Source organism: Bradyrhizobium sp. AUGA SZCCT0283, assembly GCF_018130385.1.
Lineage (GTDB): Bacteria > Pseudomonadota > Alphaproteobacteria > Rhizobiales > Xanthobacteraceae > Bradyrhizobium.
Genome location: NZ_JAFCLU010000002.1, coordinates 172,194 through 192,117, shown reverse-complemented (window position 1 = coordinate 192,117; position 19,924 = coordinate 172,194). Strand labels below are relative to the sequence as shown.

General features: G+C 63.5%; 17 protein-coding genes. 8 read left to right on the top strand and 9 right to left on the bottom strand.

The features are described 5' to 3' along the window. The gene (ligA, locus tag JQ624_RS04360; RefSeq protein ID WP_212417613.1) at positions 1–2,148 is read left to right on the top strand and encodes an NAD-dependent DNA ligase LigA; all 2,148 of its coding nucleotides are present in this window, start codon (positions 1–3) and stop codon (positions 2,146–2,148) included. Between the two features lie 87 nt (positions 2,149–2,235). Here ligA and JQ624_RS04355 read toward each other — a convergent pair whose 3' ends face one another. Then, complete coding sequence (locus tag JQ624_RS04355; RefSeq protein WP_212417612.1) at positions 2,236–3,519, bottom strand: multidrug effflux MFS transporter; 1,284 nt, start codon at positions 3,517–3,519, stop codon at positions 2,236–2,238. Positions 3,520–3,756: 237 nt separating this feature from the next. Beyond that, positions 3,757–5,592, bottom strand: a complete 1,836-nt coding sequence (locus JQ624_RS04350) for an aminopeptidase P family protein (protein ID WP_212417611.1) — start codon at positions 5,590–5,592, stop codon at positions 3,757–3,759. A gap of 189 nt (positions 5,593–5,781) precedes the next feature. Here JQ624_RS04350 and JQ624_RS04345 point away from each other — a divergent pair, with 189 nt between their 5' ends. After that, positions 5,782–5,970 carry a hypothetical protein gene (locus tag JQ624_RS04345; RefSeq protein WP_212417610.1) on the top strand — a complete coding sequence of 63 codons (189 nt, stop codon included), beginning with the start codon at positions 5,782–5,784 and terminating at the stop codon, positions 5,968–5,970. 132 nt (positions 5,971–6,102) lie between these two features. On the opposite strand, the gene JQ624_RS04340 is transcribed toward JQ624_RS04345, so the two are convergent. Beyond that, a complete protein-coding gene (locus JQ624_RS04340) occupies positions 6,103–6,993 on the bottom strand; it encodes a 50S ribosomal protein L11 methyltransferase (RefSeq protein WP_212417609.1) in 891 nt (296 codons plus the stop codon). 203 nt (positions 6,994–7,196) lie between these two features. On the opposite strand from JQ624_RS04340, the gene JQ624_RS04335 reads away from it, so the two are divergent. Then, on the top strand, positions 7,197–7,358 hold the full coding sequence (locus tag JQ624_RS04335) for a Flp family type IVb pilin (protein ID WP_212417608.1): 162 nt from the start codon (positions 7,197–7,199) through the stop codon (positions 7,356–7,358). Between the two features lie 431 nt (positions 7,359–7,789). Beyond that, positions 7,790–7,945: a hypothetical protein gene (locus JQ624_RS04330; RefSeq protein ID WP_212417607.1), complete on the top strand. Its 156-nt coding sequence runs from the start codon at positions 7,790–7,792 to the stop codon at positions 7,943–7,945. A 70-nt stretch (positions 7,946–8,015) separates the two neighbouring features. On the opposite strand, the gene JQ624_RS04325 is transcribed toward JQ624_RS04330, so the two are convergent. Beyond that, positions 8,016–9,617, bottom strand: a complete 1,602-nt coding sequence (locus JQ624_RS04325) for an NAD(P)/FAD-dependent oxidoreductase (protein WP_212417606.1) — start codon at positions 9,615–9,617, stop codon at positions 8,016–8,018. A gap of 168 nt (positions 9,618–9,785) precedes the next feature. On the opposite strand from JQ624_RS04325, the gene JQ624_RS04320 reads away from it, so the two are divergent. Then, the gene (locus tag JQ624_RS04320; protein WP_212417605.1) at positions 9,786–12,071 is read left to right on the top strand and encodes a spermidine synthase; all 2,286 of its coding nucleotides are present in this window, start codon (positions 9,786–9,788) and stop codon (positions 12,069–12,071) included. A gap of 42 nt (positions 12,072–12,113) precedes the next feature. On the opposite strand, the gene JQ624_RS04315 is transcribed toward JQ624_RS04320, so the two are convergent. Further along, positions 12,114–12,515 carry a carboxymuconolactone decarboxylase family protein gene (locus JQ624_RS04315; RefSeq protein WP_212417604.1) on the bottom strand — a complete coding sequence of 134 codons (402 nt, stop codon included), beginning with the start codon at positions 12,513–12,515 and terminating at the stop codon, positions 12,114–12,116. A 157-nt stretch (positions 12,516–12,672) separates the two neighbouring features. On the opposite strand from JQ624_RS04315, the gene JQ624_RS04310 reads away from it, so the two are divergent. Together JQ624_RS04310 and JQ624_RS04305 are read left to right on the top strand one after the other, a co-directional pair. Continuing rightward, positions 12,673–13,098: a YeeE/YedE family protein gene (locus JQ624_RS04310; RefSeq protein WP_212417603.1), complete on the top strand. Its 426-nt coding sequence runs from the start codon at positions 12,673–12,675 to the stop codon at positions 13,096–13,098. A gap of 3 nt (positions 13,099–13,101) precedes the next feature. Next, positions 13,102–13,560 (top strand): DUF6691 family protein, encoded by a 459-nt coding sequence (locus JQ624_RS04305; RefSeq protein WP_212417602.1) that lies wholly within the window; start codon positions 13,102–13,104, stop codon positions 13,558–13,560. 45 nt (positions 13,561–13,605) lie between these two features. On the opposite strand, the gene JQ624_RS04300 is transcribed toward JQ624_RS04305, so the two are convergent. From JQ624_RS04300 to JQ624_RS04285, 4 genes are all read right to left on the bottom strand, one after another. Next, a complete protein-coding gene (locus tag JQ624_RS04300; RefSeq protein WP_212417601.1) occupies positions 13,606–14,394 on the bottom strand; it encodes a L,D-transpeptidase in 789 nt (262 codons plus the stop codon). Positions 14,395–14,691: 297 nt separating this feature from the next. Further along, positions 14,692–15,453 carry an ABC transporter permease gene (locus JQ624_RS04295; protein ID WP_212417600.1) on the bottom strand — a complete coding sequence of 254 codons (762 nt, stop codon included), beginning with the start codon at positions 15,451–15,453 and terminating at the stop codon, positions 14,692–14,694. A 160-nt stretch (positions 15,454–15,613) separates the two neighbouring features. Beyond that, positions 15,614–16,537: an ABC transporter ATP-binding protein gene (locus JQ624_RS04290; RefSeq protein ID WP_212417599.1), complete on the bottom strand. Its 924-nt coding sequence runs from the start codon at positions 16,535–16,537 to the stop codon at positions 15,614–15,616. A 305-nt stretch (positions 16,538–16,842) separates the two neighbouring features. Further along, positions 16,843–19,455, bottom strand: a complete 2,613-nt coding sequence (locus JQ624_RS04285) for an ATP-dependent helicase (RefSeq protein ID WP_212417598.1) — start codon at positions 19,453–19,455, stop codon at positions 16,843–16,845. A 289-nt stretch (positions 19,456–19,744) separates the two neighbouring features. Between JQ624_RS04285 and JQ624_RS04280 the strand changes: the two genes are divergently transcribed. Then, the gene (locus JQ624_RS04280; RefSeq protein WP_212417597.1) at positions 19,745–19,918 is read left to right on the top strand and encodes a DUF1328 domain-containing protein; all 174 of its coding nucleotides are present in this window, start codon (positions 19,745–19,747) and stop codon (positions 19,916–19,918) included. Positions 19,919–19,924: the final 6 nt, after the last annotated feature.

The following is a 19,924-nucleotide window of genomic DNA, read 5'->3' as shown; positions in this document are numbered from 1 at the left end:
ATGGCCAAGACAGCAAAAGCGAAAGCTCTTACCGACGTTGCCAAGCTCACCAAGGCGCAGGCCAAGGTTGAGCACATGCGGCTGGCGCTGGAGCTGGAAGGGCACGACAAGCGCTATTATCAGGAAGATGCGCCAAGCGTGACCGACGCCGAATATGACGCGTTGCGGCAGCGCTACAACGCCATCGAGAAGCGGTTTCCCGAATTCGTCACGTCGGACGCGCCGTCGCAAAAGGTCGGCGCGGCGCCGTCGGGGCGCTTCAAGAAAGTCCGGCACGCAGTGCCGATGCTGTCGCTCGACAACGCGTTCGCCGAACAGGATGTGGTCGATTTCGTCGGCCGCATCACGCGGTTCCTGAAGTTGCCGGATGACAAGATCGATTTCTCCGCCGAGCCGAAGATCGACGGGCTCTCGATGTCGCTGCGCTACGAGGGCGGCGAACTCGTCACCGCCGCCACCCGCGGCGACGGTGCTGAGGGCGAGGACGTCACGGCCAATATCCGCACACTGGAGGACGTTCCGCAGAAGCTGAAGGGCCGCAACGTGCCTGATATCTGCGAGGTGCGCGGCGAGGTCTACATGACCAAGAAGGCGTTCCTCGCGCTGAACAAGAAGCAAGTCGAGGCGGGCGAAGCTGCCTTTGCGAATCCGCGCAATTCGGCCGCAGGCTCGCTGCGCCAGAAGGACCCGACCATCACCGCATCACGCCCGCTTGGCTTTTTCGCCTATGCCTGGGGCGAGATCGGCGCGCTGCCGGAAGAGACGCAAACCGGCATGATCCACTGGTTCGAGCGCTGCGGCTTCAAGACCAACCCGCTGACAAAACTCTGCCACTCCGTCGAGCAGCTGATCGCGTTCCATCGCAAGATCGAGGAACAGCGCGCCGAACTCGATTATGACATCGACGGCGTCGTCTACAAGATCGACCGCATCGACTGGCAGGAGCGGCTCGGCTTCGTCTCGCGCACGCCGCGCTGGGCCATTGCGCACAAATTCCCGGCCGAGCGCGCCATGACGGTGCTCAAGGATATCGAGATCCAGGTCGGCCGCACCGGATCGTTCACGCCGGTCGGCAAGCTGGAGCCGGTGGGTGTCGGCGGCGTGATCGTGCAGAACGTCACGCTGCACAATGAGGATTACATCAGAGGCATCGGCAACAAGGGCGAAGTGCTGCGCGAGGGCCGCGACATCAGGATCGGCGACACCGTCGTGATCCAGCGCGCGGGTGACGTGATTCCGCAGGTGGTCGACGTCGTCATCGACAAGCGGCCCAGGGGCGCGAAGGAGTTTCACTTCCCGAAAAAATGTCCGTGCCCGCTGCATACCGACGTCGTGCGCGAGGAAACAGCAACCGGCGAGGAGGGCTCGCGCGCCCGTTGCACCGGCGAGTTCGCCTGTCCGTTCCAGAAGATCGAGCATCTGAAGCTGTTCGTGTCGCGCCGCGCCTTCGATATCGACGGGCTCGGCGAGAAGCAGCTTCAGTACTTCTTCGACGAGGGCTGGGTGAAGGAGCCCGCCGACATTTTCACGCTGCAAAAGCGCAACGCCAAGCTGAAGCTCGAGGAGATCGAGGGCTACGGCGAAACCTCGGTGCGCAATCTCTTTGCCGCGATCGAGAGCCGCCGCCGGATTGCGCTGGAGCGTTTTATCTATGCACTCGGCATGCGCCATGTCGGCGAGACCACCGCGCTGGCGCTGGCGCGCGGCTACGGTTCATGGGACGCCTTCCACGATGCCTGCCTCAAGGTCGCAAAGGGGGACGAGGAGACCATCGCCGAGATGGATGCGCTCGACCAGATCGGCGATACCGTGATCAAGAGCGTCGCCGCCTATTTCGGCGAAAGCCATAACCGTGGCATCGTCGAGCGGCTGATTAAGGAAGTCACGATCCTCGACGCCGAGAAGCCGAAGAGCAATTCGGCGGTGGCCGGCAAGACCGTGGTGTTTACCGGTTCGCTGGAAAAGATGACGCGCGATGAAGCCAAAGCGACCGCTGAGAGGCTGGGCGCCAAGGCCGCGGGCTCGGTGTCGAAGAAGACGGATTACGTGGTCGCGGGACCCGGAGCGGGTTCAAAGCTTGCGGAGGCGAAGAAGCACGGCGTCACCGTGCTGACGGAAGACGAGTGGCTGAAGCTGATCGGGGAGTGAGGAGCGCGCTACGCGCTCTGTTGTCATCGCCCGCTTTCGCGGACAATGACAGCGGAAAGTGAGGCGGCGCTGACGCCGCCCATAACCTCACAACATCCCCGACTCTTCCTCCTCCGCCTTCTTGATCAACTCCTCGCTGACCACGAGCGTTGGCCGCGGCACGAGGAAGAACATCGCCGACGCGCAGGCGATCGACAGCGCGAAGATCGCGGCCGTCAGCGGCAGCGTGGTGGTGGAATGGCCGCCGAGATAGGCGCCGAATTGCGAGACCAGCGCGCCGATACCCTGCTGCAGAAAGCCCATCGCGCCCGCGGCGGTGCCGGCGGCCTCCGGCCGCACGCTGATGGCGCCGGCCGCGGCGTTGTTCATCACGAAGGCGTTGGCGATCATGACGATCATCTGGGTGCCGAACAGCCAGAGCGGCGCCTGGTTGGTCCCGACGATGCTGAAGGTCAGGTTCAGCAGCGCGCCGCCAAACTGCAGCGCCAGCCCGAACCAGATCAGTTTCTCCAGCGAATGGCGCGGCGCGAAGCGGACGCAGAACAGGTTGCCGACCAGATAGGCAAAGCCGGTGGTCGCAAACCAGGCGCCATATTCGGCGGTGGTGCGGCCCATCTGCGTCACCACGATGTAAGGCCCGCCGCCGGCAAAGGTGAAGATGATCTGGGAAGCCAGCACCTGGCACAGCACATAGCCGAGAAAGGCGCGGTCGCGGATCAGCTTGCCGACATCGCCGCGGAAGCTGCCGTTCACGCCGCGGTCGCGACGCGTCTCGGGCAGCGCAACTGATATCAGCACGGCGACACTGAGCGAGGCCGCGGTGATGAAATAGAAGATCGCGCGCCAGCCAAACGCGGTCTCCAGGAGGCCGCCGGCGAGCGCGCTCAACATCTGCGCCACCATCATGACCCCGATGACGAGGCTGATCATGGAACTGATGCGGTCGCGGCTGTAGAGGTCGCGGATGATGGCGCGGCTCACCACCATGCCGGTGGCGCCGCCCAGCGCCTGCAGGAATCGCGCGGCGATCAGCTGCGGCAGCGTCTGCGCCAGCGAGCAGCCGATGCTGGCCGCCACCATCAGGGCCAGGCCGGCGAGCAGCACCGGCCGGCGGCCGAACCTGTCCGACAGCGGCCCCATGACGAGCTGCGAGCAGGCGATGCCGACCATGTAGAGCGACACCGTCATCTGCGCGACCGAGATGTCTCCGCCGAACGTCGTCGCCAGTACGGGCAGCGCCGGCACCAGCATGTAGAGCGAGATCGGCGCGACGCCGGTCATCGCGACCAGCATCAGCAGCATGATTTTCGAGGTCGCAACGGCGTTATTGCCTGCCGCCGCGCCGGGCGGCTTGCCCACGACGCCGTGCATTCAGTCCGATCCTCTGTTGGTTGAATCGGACTGTAGCGGGGCGGGTCAGAACGAAAACGGCCGTTTCAGCATGCGGCCATGCTGAATTGGGGAGGCGAGAACGAGGCTGGGCCGTTGGATTCTACTTTGCATGGGGTTGTTTTCGCGATTTTGTGTCCGGCGCCCGCGCCGTATCGCTGTAGGAGGCGGGCCACGGCGTACCGGATCCTCCACCCCTCCTACGGATTTAATAAACGATCAAAGCGGCAGCATCGCTGCCGTCGCCTCATCCAGCCACAGTTTCGTGGCGTTGTCGTCGAGATGCGGGCGCACCGCGCGGTTGACGCGCTCGTGGTAATCGTTCAGCCATTTCAGCTCGGTCGCGCTCAGCATGTTGACGTCGATCAGGCGGCGGTCGATCGGCGCCAGCGTCAGCGTCTCGAAGGCGTTCACCGGCTTCTCGGCGCCGGCGACGTCGGCGCCGATGACGAGTTCGAGGTTCTCGATCCGGATGCCGTAGGCGTCGGTCTTGTAATAGCCGGGCTCGTTGGAAAGGATCATGCCGCGCTTCAGCGGCGTGGTGCCGAGTTTTGATATCCGCGCCGGGCCCTCATGCACGGACAGATAGCTGCCGACGCCATGGCCGGTGCCGTGCTCGAAATCGAGGCCGGCCTGCCACAGGAATTGCCGGGCAAAGGAGTCGAGCTGCGCGCCGGTGGTGCCGTCGGGAAAGATCGCGCGCGCAATCGCGATGTGCCCGCGCAGCACGCGGGTGAAGCGGTCGCGCATTTCGTCGGTGGGCGTGCCGATCGCGATCGTGCGGGTGACGTCGGTGGTGCCGTCCTCGTATTGTGCCCCGGAATCGATCAGCAGGAGATCGCCGGTCGAAATCCGCCGGTTGCTCCTGCGGGTGACGCGGTAATGCACGATCGCGCCGTTCGGGCCGGTCCCGGCGATGGTCGGAAACGAAACATCCTTCAGCGCGCAGGTCTGGCGCCGAAAAGTTTCCAGCGCCTCGACGGTGTCGATCTCCGTCAGGGCGCCGGAGGGCGCCTCGCGGTCGATCCAGGCGAGGAAGCGTGTCAGCGCCACCGCGTCGCGCTGGTGCGCGGTTCGCGTGCCCTCAATCTCGGTGATGTTCTTCACCGCCTTCAACAGGCTCACCGGATCGTTGCCGCGCACCGGTTTTCCCCCGGCGCCTGCAATCAGGCGGCTGAGCGCATCCGCGGCGGTGGCGCTGTCGAGGGCGATCGCGGCGCCGCTGCGCGCGAGCTCGGTCAGATCAGGCACCAGCGCGTCGGGCTCCCTGACGTCGGCGGATTGTTCGAGATGGTCGCGCGTCAGGTTGGACAGCTTGCGGTGGTCGATGAAGACGGTAGGGCGGCCGTCCTTCGGCACCAGCGCATAGGACAAAGGCAGCGGCGTGTGGGAGACGTCGGCGCCGCGCACGTTGAAGGTCCAGGCCACCGCGTGGCTGTCCGACAGCACCAGCGCTTCGACGCCGAGCTTGCTCATCTCGAGCCGGATCCGCTTGAGTTTTTCGGCCTCGATCTCGCCGGAAAACTGCACGCCATGAACGGAAACGGGGCCGAGCGGCGGGGCCGGGCGCTCGGTCCACACCGAATCCAGCGGGTTGCTCTCGACCGCGATCAGCTCCGCGCCGGCCTTGGTGCAGGCGGCGGCCAGGCGCTCGGCTGCCGCAGAAGTGTGCAGCCACGGGTCAAAACCGAGGCGGTCGCCGGCCGCAAGGTGCTTGGCCAGCCAGTGTTCCGGCGGCGGATCGGCCAGCGGCTCGATATGCCAGGCCTTGCGGTCGACCTGCTTGGCGGCCTGCAGCGTATAGCGGCCATCGACGAAAACGGCGGCCTCGCGCGTCAGGACGATCGCCATGCCGGCCGAACCGGTGAAGCCGGTCAGCCAGGCCAGCCGCTCTTCGGAGGCCGCGACATACTCGTTTTGCTGCTGATCGGCGCGGGGAATCACGAATCCGGTCAGCTTCCGGCGCGCCAGCTCCTCGCGGAAGATGCCCAGCCGCGCGGTCAGCGCGACGCCGCTCTCGGGTTCTTCGAATGTCTGGAAATGAGCTTCGAACATCGCCGGGGCACTTTAGAGTTCGGTGGAGCGGTCCGCAATGCGGCGGAGCTGGCCACAATTTGGCATAATCCGTGCTTCACTATATCCGTCCGCGTCAGTCGGATGAACGGTTTTGCGGTGCAGGCTGTTCAGCTCAAGATGTCCGGGAGGCTCCGGGAGTGTTTCAACTCAACGAAGAGGGGATACACCATGCCTGCTTTCACGTTTGAGAAGATTTCGCCGCCGGCCGACCGCGGCCCGGTCTCGCCGGTCGCCAACAAGAAACAGCGCGGCGTCATCGTCCAGATGCTCGACCGGTTCGCCGAAGCGCGGGTCAAACGGACGTTGAAGGAAGAAAGCGGCGTGAACGCCCGCAACCGTCACAGACCAGCCGACTAGAGCATTATCGGTTCTGATTGAATCAGAACCGAAGCTCTAGATTCCTGCTTTGACGGGTTTTCTTCACGCGAACCGGTACCCACCCCCGGATCAAATCCGAGGGCATGCTTCGCTCGAAAATGCTATAGAGCTTCAATTCACCTTGCGCAGCAACAGGCTGCTCCAGCCTTCGATACGCAGGTGCCGCACCGGCACCAGCCCACGGGCGCGATAGGCGGCGATGACGCCGGGCGCCTGATGCGTCAGCAGGCCCGACAAAATCACCAGCGCCGATGGCGCCAGATGCCGCGCCATTGGCGCTGCCAGTTGCCGCAACGGATTGGCGAGAATATTCGCCAGCACCAGGTCGAACGGCGCGGCATCAGCGAATTGCGGCGCCGAGAAGCCGGTGGCGCGGATCGCCTGCACCAGATGCCCTGCTACGTTCAGCCGCGCATTTTCGCGGGCGACCTGCACCGAGGGCGGATCGATATCGCTCGCCAGCACCTTGTCGTGTAGCGCCCTGGCGGCGGCGATCGCCAGCACGCCGGTGCCGGTGCCGAGATCGAGGACGCGGCGCGGGCGCCAGGCTTTCAGGACATGATCGAGCAGCAGCAGGCAGCCGCGCGTGGTACCGTGGTGGCCGGTGCCGAATGCCAGCGCCGCCTCGATTTCGATGCCGAGCTTGTTGGGTGCCACCCGTTCGCGGTCATGCTGGCCGTGGACGACGAAGCGTCCGGCCGGCACGGGGACGAGGTCTTCGAGGCTGGCCTTGACCCAATCCTTGGCCTCGACCGTGTCGAAGGCGATGCCCTCGGCGATATCAGCGCCTGCCGCATTGGCGACGAGTTCGCGGATTAGCGGCTGATCCGGCGGCTCGGCGAAATGCACCGTGACGTCCCATCGGCCATCCGGCCCTTCGAACGCGGCGACCGCGGCCTCGCCCTCAAAAAAAATTTCGGTCAGGGCATCGACGATACCTTTAGCTGTGTGCTCGTCGCCGATGGCAAAGCTGACGCGGTACGTAGGAGCGATGTAAGTCATTGAAGAACCTAGAGAAAATCTGGAAGTCCGGAGTGGCGGAAGGTGCGTTTCATTCAAATTTGAGCAAATTTCATGTTGTACTACTCGGAAAAGTTGAGTCTCGGCTGTTAGGGCAGCCTTAGATTCCTCTCCGTATGTTCCCGCTCAGGAACTGCAGGGGGAACCTCGGTTCCGCGAACATTAACCCAGGTCGGAACCAGCCAATGTCGATCATCAAGTCATTCTTCAAGGACGAATCGGGAGCCACGGCCATTGAGTATGGCCTTATTGCAGCGGGTATCGCGATTGCGATCATCTCTGCCGTGAACGGCCTCGGCACCAAGCTCAGCACGAACTTCGATACCATCAGCAACTCGCTGAAGTAACCGCCCATTTTGGGGGGCATTCCGGGACCGGGCGCGCCAAGCGCCCGGTCCCTTTCGTTTTGGGTCAGAGTTGGTGCGGTGGAAATATCCACCTTCTATCCACAGCCGGCAGGGGCATCGTCGATCCCGTTATGCGCGGTAGATACCGGCTTTTTCCACAGCCGCTGCGGCGAGTTTTCGACAATCAATCCACAGGCTTTTCCCGTCGTTGCCCACCGGCTTTGCACATTGTCCGCATCCGGTCCGCATTCGTGAGCCAAAGGCCAGCGGAGGGACGTGGTTAAAATCCCGTTCACGACGCCTCGTACACCCCTGATTCATCGCGCCCTCAGACGGTTCCCTCCCACCGGCCAAATGGAACCGCACATTAAGTTGCCTCGCTCAACAACGGGGCACGCTGAAAACAGCGAAAATCACAGGGGGAATTCAATATGAAGAAAATTACTGCAGTTATTGCCTTGATGTGCGCCCTGAGCGCGTATGTGAGCTATCCGTCGGCCACCATGTCCGGCGGCGCGACGCCTTCGCTGGCGCCGTCGATGCAGGAATCGCGTTCGCTTCCCATCGAAGCCTACGACGCCGTTTGATTTGACAATTTGATCGTTTCGCAAGGCGCGGCGCCGACCCCGGCGTTGCGTCTTGTGCGTTTTCAGTAGCCTATCCGAACAGCGCGCGGTGATCGCCCAGGATCACGCGCGAAGCGTTATGGCCGGGGGCGCCGGTGACGCCGCCGCCGGGGTGGGCGCCCGACCCGCAATGGTAGAGGCCCTTCAGCGGTCCGCGATAGTCGGCATGGCCCAGCATCGGCCGCGCCGAGAACAATTGGTTCAATGTCAGGGCGCCGTGAAAGATGTCGCCGCCGAGCAGGCCGAACTGCCGCTCGAGGTCGAGCGGCGACAGCGCCTGGCGGCCGATTACGCTGGCGGCAAAGCCCGGCGCGAATCTGTCCACCGTTGCGATCATGAGGTCGGCGACCTCCTCGCGATGGTCATCCCACGATTTGCCATCCGGCAATTCCGGCGCGACATGCTGGCAGAACAGGCTGGCGACATGTTGGCCCTCCGGAGCAAGGGAATCGTCCAACGTCGAGGGGATCAGCACTTCCACCACCGGTTCGCGGCTCCAGCCATGGCTGCGCGCATCCTGCCAGGCGCGGTCCATGTAAGCGAGGCTGGGCGCCAGGATGATGCCGGCGGTGAGATGGTCGCCGGCGCCAGGCAGTGCAGTGAAGGAAGGCAATGCGTTGAGTGCGACATTCATCCGGAAGGTGCCGGAGCCGTTGCGCCAGTGCGAGATGCGTTCGAGGAATTCCGGCGCCAGCGCGCCGGACGGCACGAGCCGCGTATACAGCAGTTTCGGATTGACGCCGGAGACGACGTACTTTGCGCGGATGGTTTTTCCATTGTCGAGGATGACGCCTGCGGCGCGACCGCCTTCGACGATCACTTCGCGCACGCCGGCTTCGGTTTCGATTTCGGCACCGTGGCCGCGCGCCGCGCGCGCCATCGCCTGCGTGATCGCGCCCATGCCGCCGATCGCGTGGCCCCACACGCCCTTCTTGCCGTTCACCTCGCCGAATGCATGGTGCAGCATCACATAGGCGGAGCCGGCGGCGTAGGGGCTGGCGTAATTGCCGACGATGGCGTCGAAGCCGAACAGCGCCTTTACCAGGTCGTTCTCGAAACGCTCGTCCAGCATCTCGCCGGCGGAGCGCGTGAACAGGTCGAGCAGATTGCGCTGCTGCTCCAGTGAAAGCTTGCGCAGGATGCCGGCCGTGCCCATGGCGTTGAAGGCTTCGCGGATCGCGCCGATCCCGAATCCCTCGACGATGTTTGGCGGCGCGCGCAGCACGAATTGCCGCAGCACGTCGGCGATGGCCTCCAGTTCGCGCGAGAAGGCTTCAATGGTGGCCGCATCGCGCTCGCTGAGCTTTGCCACCGATTGCCGGGTACGGCCCTCGCCGGTCAGGAGATAGCTGCCGTCGGGTGCGGGCAGAAAATTCTGTGCGCGGCGCTCGACAATGCGCAGGCCGTGATCGGCGAGCTTCAGGTCGGCTGATATCTGCGGGTTGAGCAGGCTGACGGTATAGGCGGCCACCGAATTGCGGAAACCGGGATGGAATTCCTCGGTCACCGCGGCGCCGCCGACCGCCTTGCGGCGCTCGACCACTTTTACGCGCAGACCGGCCATCGCGAGATAGGCGGCGCAGGTGAGGCCGTTATGCCCCGCCCCGATGATGACAACATCCGTCTCGTTCATGCCAGCTTCAGCTTCAAGAAGGTTTGATCGGCAAGGGCGCAATGCGCCCTATCCGTGCTTTCTTATCCCGCATTGCTCGCCGTGTCGCCCTATGCTCCATTGCGCCCCGCTGGCGGCCCTGCCGGGCATCCCGCCACCGGCGCCCGCCGGTTTCCAGCCGGAGTTTTGATGACTTCTTCCGATCCGTCCGTTTCAGCGGACCAGCCTTCCGAAAATCGGAACCGGCTGGTCCTGATCGTCTACACCGCTGCGATCTTCGTCAGTGCGCTGCTGCTGTTTTCGGTGCAGCCTCTGTTCACCAAAATGGTGCTGCCGCGGCTCGGCGGCTCGCCGGCGGTGTGGTCGGTGGCGATGGTGTTCTTCCAGTCGCTGCTGCTCGGCGGCTATGCCTATGCGCATTTTCTGATGCAGCTCCGCAACCGCGCGGTTCCCGTGGTGGCCCATCTGCTGCTGCTCGCGGTTGCGATGCTGACGCTGCCGCTGTCGATCTCGAGCGGGTGGGGTGATCCGCCGACGTCAGGCTATGCGCTCTGGCTGCTCGGTCTGTTTGCGGTGTCGATCGGGCTGCCGTTCTTTGCGCTCGCGGCCAACAATCCGCTGCTGCAGGCCTGGTTCGTCCGCACCGGCCATCCCAACGGCCCCGATCCGTACTTCCTCTATGCGTCCTCGAATATCGGCAGCTTTTTGGCGCTGTTGTCCTATCCGGTGCTGCTGGAGCCGATGTTCACGCTGCGCACGCAAAACCTGATCTGGACCGGCGGTTACGGCCTGCTGATCGTGCTGATCGCAAGCTGCGGTGTGTTGCTGCTGCGCTCGCCGGCGAAGGCGGGGGAACTGAACATGCCGGCCGACGATGCCGACGCGCCGGCGCCGTCATGGATATTGCGCGCCCGCTGGATATTCCTCGCGGCCGTCCCGTCGGGCCTGCTGATCGCGGTGACCGCGCATATTTCCACCGACGTCGCCGCTGCGCCGTTGCTGTGGGTGCTGCCGCTGTCGCTCTATCTCTTGACCTGGGTGCTGGTGTTCCAGTCGCGCCCGCTGCTGCCGCACAAATGGATGCTGCTGGCGCAGCCTTTGGCGATCGCCGGCGTCGTGGTGCTGCTGGCGGTCGGCGGCGAGCAGAATCTGCTGCTGACGCTCGGCGGGCATCAGCTCTGCTTCTTCGTGATCGCGATGGCCTGTCACGGCGAACTGGCGCGCACCCGCCCGGCGGCGAAATATCTCACCGGTTTCTATGTCGCATTGTCGTTCGGCGGCATGGTCGGCGGCTTGTTCGCCGGCCTGATCGCGCCGTTCACCTTCTCATGGGTTGCGGAATATCCGATCCTGCTGGCGCTCGCGGCGCTGTGCCGACCGACCGGCAATGAGCGGCTGCCGCGCTGGAGCCGCTGGTACTGGCCGTTCCTCGCCGCGTTGGCGGTGGCGCTGATCGCACCGACCTGGTCCACCGGCAAACTGTTCAACTGGCTCGACACCAACAGGGTCTGGGTGATCGGTGCGGTCGGCGTGCTCTCGGCGCTGCTGGCGCTCGGCCTCAACGCCAATCGCTGGAAGATCTTTGCCACCGTCGCGGTGGCGCTGGTGCTGCTGCGCGCTTACCCTTCCGACGACGGACGGGTCGAGACCGTGCGAAGTTTCTTCGGTGTCCACAAGATCGTGGTGACGCCGAACGGCCAGTATCACGTGCTGATGCACGGCACCACGATCCACGGCGCCGAGAAATTCAAGAACGACGACGGCACGCTGGTCACCGGCCAGCCGGAGCCGATCACCTACTACCACAAGGACGGCGGCATCGGTCAGGCGATCACGGCGATCCGCGAACGTAAAGCGGCGCCGCTGCGGGTAGCCGTGATCGGGCTCGGCTCCGGCACGCTGGTCTGCGCCTCCGAGCCCGGCGAGGAGTGGAAGTTCTTCGAGATCGACCAGTCGATGGTCGACACCGCGCGCGATCCGAAATATTTCACCTACATCCAGGTCTGCGAGCCGAAACTGGAGCCGGTGATCGGCGATGCGCGGCTGACCTTCGCGCGCGAGCCTGACGGCGTCTACGATCTGATCATCGTCGACGCCTATTCCTCGGATGCGATTCCGGTTCATCTGGCGACCGAAGAGGCGATGGAAATCTACAAGGCCAAGCTGGCGCCGCAGGGCGCTGTGGTGATGCACGTCTCCAACCGGCATCTGGAACTGTCGAGCGTGGTCGTGGGAATCGCCGACGCCAACGACATGAAGAGCTGGGTCTACAGCGAGGATTCCGGCCGCGACAATGAATACATCTTCTCGACCTCGGTCGTGGTCTCGGCGCGCGAAGAGGCCGACGTCGGCAAGCTGGCGTCGTCGGATCAATGGGCGTTAACCGAGGCCGAGGATCGCCAGCGGGTCTGGACCGACGATTATTCCAACGTGCTGGGCGCGGTATGGCGGCGGCTCAGGAACGGCGAGGAATAGACGCTGCGCGCTCCGAGCGCCTGACCTTCCGGTCAGAATCTTTCACTCAAGACGGATTTCTTCCTCATCGCGAACTGCACTTGGTTTGTCCGATGGTTTCGCCGTGCCGGCCTCGAATTGCGTGAACGCTTCGAGCGCGTGGCTCGCGTACATCACAGACGGACCCGCGCCCATATAAATCGCCATTCCGAGCGTCTCGCTGACTTCCTCCTTCGTGGCGCCCTGTTCCACGCAAGCCTTGACGTGGAAGGCGATGCAATCGTCACATCGCACCGCGACCGCGATGCCGAGCGCGATCAGTTCCTTGGTCTTGGCATCCAGCGCCTTCGAAATCGTCGCCGCCTTCGCAATGCCCGCGAACGCCTTCATGACATCGGGAGCGGTTCCGCGAAGGCTACGCAGGAGAGTGCTCAAATCGGCGGTCTGTTGCGGCCAATTGGTCATCGATTTTGCCTCGTGGTTTCCTGGCACGATATATCCAGTAACGTGCCTGGCCGGCATTGCGATGGATCAAGGTTGCATTCGACATCCCTATCATTGCGCAAACGAAGAGTGCGGCTATGATTTCACGCGCTCCCGACAACCAATAGGAAAGCTTACTATGGCCAATTTCACTCCCGTATCGGCCGCGATCGGCGGCGTCCTGATCGGGCTTTCCGCCGTCCTGTTGATGTTGTCGACCGGCCGGGTCGCCGGCATCACTGGTATCTTCGGCGGCCTCTTGAACTTGCGGAGCGAGGACAAAGGCTGGCGCATCGCCTTTATCGCGGGGTTGATTCTCGCGCCCGTTATCGCCGGCTGGATCGGTTACGACATGGCGGCGCCCAAGCTGCCGGCCAGTTGGGTCGTCATTGTCGTCGCCGGGCTACTGGTCGGCTTCGGCACGCGGCTCGGCGGCGGCTGCACCTCCGGGCACGGCATCTGCGGAATAGCACGGCTGTCGCCGCGCTCGATCGCCGCCACCATCGTCTTCATTGTGACGGCGGTCATCACCGTCGCGATCACGCATCACATGTTGGGAGGTTGAGTCATGTGGATCATCGTCCCCTTGTTGTGCGGCCTGATCTTCGGCGCGGGCCTGTTGATTTCAGGCATGGTGCAGCCGACCAAGGTTTTGGGCTTTCTGGACATCTTCGGCGCATGGGATCCGAGCCTCGCCGTGGTGATGGCTGCGGCGCTCGCAGTGTCGATGCCAGGCTTCAGGTTGGCCGATCGCGGTGCGCAGCCGTGGTTTGCCGGGCAATATTTCCGGCCGGGAAAATCGGGGATCGATCTGCCGCTGGTCACGGGAGCAGCGCTGTTCGGAATCGGGTGGGGCCTTGTCGGATTATGCCCGGGGCCGGCTTTGGAGAGCCTGGCGACCCTGTCGCCCGGAGTCATCGTTTTCGTCGTGGCAATGGCGGCAGGGATGATTGCTCACGACGCCTGGCAACAGTCGCGGCTGACCGCGCAACGCGAGCGGCAGCTTGCGGGCGCGCCGGACGGTTGAGACACTGGCCGCAGATCACTCCGCGACCGCACCAAATTCATCCGGCTAATCCTGATAGCTGAACAGCCCGCGCTGCTGATAAGTCTGCCGTGGCTGATAGTAGTAGCCCTGTGGCGCCGGCGGATAGCCGCGGTTGCCATAATATTGCGGTTGCGGTGGCTGCTGCTGGTAGGCCTCGGTGTCGTAAACGCGGCGGCCGGGCGCGGGATAACGCGCTTCATTGGAAGAGCCGTCGGCGGGATAAATGTAGCCATCGTCGGCCCGCGCCACTGGCGCCACGCGCTGCTGTTGCGGTGTGATCACGATGGGATCGCCGGCGGAGTCGTATTGCTGCTCATATTGCGGCAGCGGCGCGCGGCGGGCGACGGCCGTATTGGCGCGCCGCGGATTGCGCGCCAGCGCCACCTGGGAGGAGCCGGTCAGCGTCACCGTGGTATTGAGCACGCCTTCCTGCTTCACCAGATCCCAGAGCTTTGAGGCATTCTCGCGCGACAGTCGCACGCAGCCATGCGAGGCCGGGCTGCCGAGACGGTTGACGGAATCGGTACCGTGAATGGCGTGGCCGATCTTCGTGAAGAAGATCGAATGCGGCATCGGCGCGTCGTCAAATTCCTTGGAGTAGTGGTCTTCTTCCATCCGGAAGGCGCGGAAGCTGCCGTTCGGCGTCTCGTAGGAGGGAAGGCCTGACGATACCGGCCAGCGGTAACGCTCGATGCCGTCGACGGCGACGGTCATCTGCTGGTTATCCTTGTCGACGGTGATGGCGACTTTGGCTTGGGCGGTGCCCGCGGCGAACAGCGTCAGGGCGGCGACGGCAATGAGGAAGGAACGCATTTTACCTGTGGCCTCCAAGCCCCTGTACTAAAAGCGCCGGCTCTCCGTCCCCCGGCATGCACTATGCCGGGAAACCGGCACTGGTTCCAGTGGCCTGCGCTCGCAATCGTTAACGCCTCCCGCGGCGCAAACAAGGCGACGGGACGGCACAGGCCTGCTGTGGCGCTGACTTTTTCGCGAGCGGGAGAATGGGGCCCCTTAGCCCGGATGGAGCGAAGCGAAATCCGGGGGCCGCTGCCAATGATTGAACAGATGTCCCGGATTGCGCTTCGCTCCATCCGGGCTACGATTCCGGTGTCAATTCTTCAGCCGGTAACCGGTCCGGAAAATCCACCACACCAGGGCCATGCATATGGCGAGGAAGCCGAGCGTCATGCCGAGGCTTAAGCCCACGCTGACGTCGGCGATCTCGTAAAAACTCCAGCGGAAGCCCGAGATCAGATAGACCACGGGATTGAGCAGCGTGATGGTGCGCCAGCCCGAGGGCAGCATGTTGACCGAGTAGAAGCTGCCGCCGAGGAAGGTCAGCGGCGTCACCACCAGCATCGGGATCATCTGCAGCTTTTCGAACCCGTCGGCCCAGATGCCGATGATGAAGCCGAACAGGCTGAAGGTCACGGCCGTGAGCACCAGGAAGGTCAGCATCCACCAGGGATGATGGATGTGCAGCGGCACGAACAGTGCGGCGGTGGCCAGAATGATCAGGCCGAGGATGATGGATTTGGTCGCGGCCGCCCCGACATAGCCGATCACGATCTCGAGATAGGAAATCGGCGCCGACAATATTTCATAAATGGTGCCGACGAATTTCGGAAAATAGATGCCGAACGAGGCATTGGCGATGCTCTGAGTCAAGACCGACAGCATCACCAGCCCCGGCACGATGAAGGTGCCGTAGCTGACGCCCTCGACCTCGGTGATGCGGGAGCCGATCGCGGCGCCGAACACCACGAAATAAAGCGAGGTGGAGACCACCGGCGAGACGATGCTCTGCAGCAGCGTGCGCCAGGTGCGGGCCATTTCGAACAGATAGATGGCGCGGATCGCACGGTAATTCATGGCGCCCTCACTAGCGCTCTGATTTCGAAGCTCGCAAGCTTTCGCGGAGCCTCTGATGCGAGCTTCGAAATCAAAGGAGCGCTAGTCAAATTATGATTCTGGTGCGGCATGAAAGTTTGAAGTTCCTATGAAGGGGGTGCGGCAAACACTGATAGGAACTTCAAACTTGCCGCACCAGGCTGACGAAGATGTCTTCCAGGGACGATTGGCGGGTATCGAGGTCCGAGATACGGATGCCGGCATTGCGGAGGTCATTGAGCAGGCTGGTGATGCCGGTGCGGTCGCCCTTGGTGTCGTAGTCGTAGATCACCGCGTGGCCATCGTCGGACAGTTCGAGATTGTAGGTGGCGAGCGAGGCGGGGATCGCATCGATCCTGCCTTGCAGATGCACTTTCAATTCCTTCTTGCCGAGCTTCTGCATCAGCCCGGCCTTGTCTTCGACCAGGATGATCTCGCCCTTGTTGATGACGCCGATGCGGTCGGCCATCTCCTCGGCTTCCTCGATGTAGTGCGTGGTCAGGATGATGGTAACGCCGGAGGCCTGCAGGGTGCGCACCACTTCCCACATGCCCTTGCGCAGTTCGACGTCGACGCCTGCGGTGGGCTCGTCCAGGAACAGGATCTGCGGCTCGTGCGACAGCGCCTTCGCAATCATCACGCGGCGCTTCATGCCGCCGGAAAGCGTGATGATCTTGGAATCCTTCTTGTCCCACAGCGACAGGTCTTTCAGGATCTTTTCGATGTGCGCCGGATTCTTCGGCTTGCCAAACAGGCCGCGGCTGAAGCTGACGGTCGCCCATACCGTTTCAAACGAGTCCGTGTGCAGTTCCTGCGGCACCAGCCCGATCAACGAGCGCGCGGCGCGATAATCCCTGACGATGTCATGCCCGCCCACGGTAACGCTGCCCTCGCTCAGATTGGCGATGCCGCAGATGATGCTGATCAGCGTGGTCTTGCCCGCGCCGTTCGGCCCCAGCAGTGCGAAGATCTCGCCGCGTTTGATGTCCAGATTGACGTTGTTCAGCGCCTTGAAACCGGAGCCGTAGGTCTTTGAGAGATTTGAGACGGAGATGATAGGGGGCATCGCGAGCATGGCAGTCTGAAAGGGGATGTGGCGCGTCGAGGCGGCACTTCGGCCGGGTCGAGGCGTGGGACGGGTGGGAACCGGGAGATAGGAACGCACGGGGCCTTCCGCAATGGTGGAATCTACCTTGCTGTAACGAAGCCTTCGCAGCGCATTTGTTCTCTGCCAGCCTCAAAACGCCGACGGTCTCCAAATTGCATATTTTTATGACGCGGGTAACAGCCATTGGCCTTGTGCGGCTTGCACAACAGACAGCCGGCGCGCGCGGACTTCGGGCGTTTGCGCTTGTGATTCATGAGGCGAGTCTACACTCGCTCCACGAAACTATCGACCACCTTCTTCTCGCCGGCCTTTTCGAACGCGATCGTCAGCTTGTTGCCGTCGATCTTCACCACGTTGCCGTAACCGAATTTCTGGTGAAACACGCGGTCGTCGAGCGAGAATTCCGAAACCGTGCCGGTGGATTTCGCGACCAGTTCGCCCTCGATCACCATCGGGCCGCGCTTGTTGCGTGAAAAGCCGCCGCCTGAGAAGGCATCGCTGCGCGAGCCTGAAAACGACGACTGGCTTTCCTCGAAACCGCCGCGGGCCTGTCCGCGGCCACCCTGGCCGCGGTTGCGATTGGCCTGGGCGCGCTGCCAGCCCGGCGTGGTGTAGCTAGAGCCGAAGGATTCGACATTGTCGAAACGCGACGGGCCGTAGCCGCCGCCCCAGCCGGAGCCGCCCTTGGATTCCGTGATCTCGACATTGGCCGACGGCAACTCGTCGAGGAAGCGCGAGGGGATCGTGGTTGACCACGTGCCGTGGATGCGGCGGTTGGTGGCGAAATAGAGTTTGGCGCGGCGGCGCGCGCGGGTCAGGCCGACATGGGCGAGGCGCCGCTCCTCTTCGAGTCCGGCGCGGCCCTGTTCGTCCAGCGTGCGCTGGCTGGGAAACAGGCCTTCCTCCCAGCCCGGCAGGAACACATTGTCGAATTCCAGCCCCTTGGCCGAATGCAGCGTCATCAGCGACACCGCTTCTTCCTCGGCGCCGCCGTCGCGGTCCATCACCAGCGAGATGTGTTCGAGAAAACCTTGCAGGTTCTCGAACTCTTCCATCGAGCGCACCAGTTCTTTCAAGTTATCCAGCCGGCCCGCAGCGTCGGCCGAGCGGTCCTTCTGCCACATCTCGGTATAGCCGCTCTCGTCGAGCACGATTTCGGCGAGCTCGGTGTGTGACGTCACCTCTCGCTGCGCACGCCAGCGGTCGAAATGCAGGATGAGATCGCGCAAGCTCCCGCGCGCCTTCGGTTTCAATTCGTCGGTCTCGACCACGGCGCGGGCGGCTTCGAACAGCGGGATGCGGCGCTTGCGGGCATGGTCGTGCAGCATCTGCACGGTGGCGTCGCCGAGCCCGCGCTTGGGTACGTTGACGATGCGCTCGAAGGCGAGGTCGTCGGCAGGCGAATTGATCACACGTAGATATGCCAGCGCGTCGCGGATTTCGGCGCGCTCGTAAAACCGCGGACCGCCGATCACGCGATAGGGCAGGCCGAGCGTGACGAAACGATCTTCGAACTCGCGCATCTGGAACGAGGCCCGCACCAGGATCGCGACCTCGTTGAGGTTCTCGCCCGCGCGCTGCAATTCCTCGATCTCCTCGCCGATGGCGCGGGCTTCCTCTTCCGAATCCCAGGAGCCGGTCACAGTGACCTTCTCGCCGTCGACATCCTCGGTGCGCAGCGTCTTGCCGAGCCGGCCTTCGTTGTGCGCGATCAGATGCGAGGCGGCGGCGAGGATGTGACCTGTCGAGCGGTAATTGCGTTCGAGGCGGATGACTCTTGCGCCGGGAAAGTCGTGCTCGAAGCGCAGGATGTTGTCGACCTCTGCGCCGCGCCAGCCATAGATCGACTGGTCGTCGTCGCCGACGCAACAGATGTTTTTGAGAGGAGTGGCGGGGGCCGGGGCCTCCGTCATTCCGGGATGCGCTGAAAGCGCAGACCCGGAATCTCGAGGAGAGTCCTCATCATCTCGAGATTCCGGGTTCGCGTCTTCGACGCGCCCCGGAATGACGGGGGAGTTGGTGGCCCCCGGGATGATCGCCGACAGCGGCGCGCCCGGCCGCGACGGCGCCTGCGACAGCAGCCGCAGCCATAAATACTGCGCGACGTTGGTGTCCTGATATTCGTCGACCAGAATGAACTTGAACCGGTTCTGGTATTGCCGCAGCACGTCGGGGTGCTCGCGGAACAGCCGGATGTTCTCCAGCAGCAGGTCGCCGAAATCGGCGGCGTTGAGAATCTTCAGCCGCTCCTGATAGCTGGCGTAGAGCTTTCCGCCCTTGCCGTTGCCGAACATCGCGGCTTCGCCTGCCGGCACCTGCGACGGCGTCAGCCCGCGGTTTTTCCAGCCGTCGATCAGCCCGGCCAGCATGCGCGCCGGCCAGCGCTTGTCGTCGATGTTCTCGGCCTGCAGCAATTGCTTCAAGAGCCGCACCTGATCGTCGACATCGAGCACGGTGAAATTGGATTTGAGCTGCACCAGTTCGGCGTGGAAGCGCAGGATACGGCCGCCGATCGAGTGGAAGGTGCCGAGCCACGGCATGCCTTCCACGGCCTGGCCGAGCATCTGGCCGAGCCGCAGCTTCATCTCGCGCGCGGCCTTGTTGGTGAAGGTCACCGACAGGATTTCATGCGGCCGCGCCCGGCCCTGGCTCAGGATATGGGCAATGCGCGTGGTCAGCACGCGCGTCTTGCCGGTGCCGGCGCCGGCCAGCACCAGAACCGGGCCATCCAGCGTTTCGACCGCTTCGCGCTGTTCGGGATTGAGCCCGTTGAGATATTGCGGACCGGCCGCAGCCCGCGCACGCGCGGCGATGCCGCCAGCCGCTGGCTGGTGCTCGGGGACGCCGCGATGGGGCAGTTTGCTCGGCTCGGTCATGCTCGAATCGTCTTGGCCCCACGATGGCACCGTGAGGCGATAAAGGGGAGCCTTCATAGCAGGGATTGAGGGCCATATAGGGCCTGTCCGGCCGTTTTGACAGGTTTTATCCCGGCGCTTTTGCAGGGCCGATTTCGAGGCAAGCCTGCGATTTTGTTCCGCTGGAATCGTCAAATTTCGGGGTTTTGCGGCCAGGAACCATCGTTTCCGGGCCGGATTGTTCTGTCAGTCGGTGCGCGACGCTGCAGTCGCAGGCATCGCGAGAGCAACAGCCAATTGAGGTGGTGTCATGCTGAGCTGGGTCGTTACGTTTCTGGTCGTCGCGTTGATCGCGGGTATTCTGGGCTTCGGCGGCATCGCCGGCGCGTCCGTCGAAATCGCCAAGGCGATCTTCTTTATTGCCGTGATCCTGTTTCTGGTCTCGGCCGTGGTTGGACTGGTGCGCGGACGCAGCAACGTCTAGCAGGGC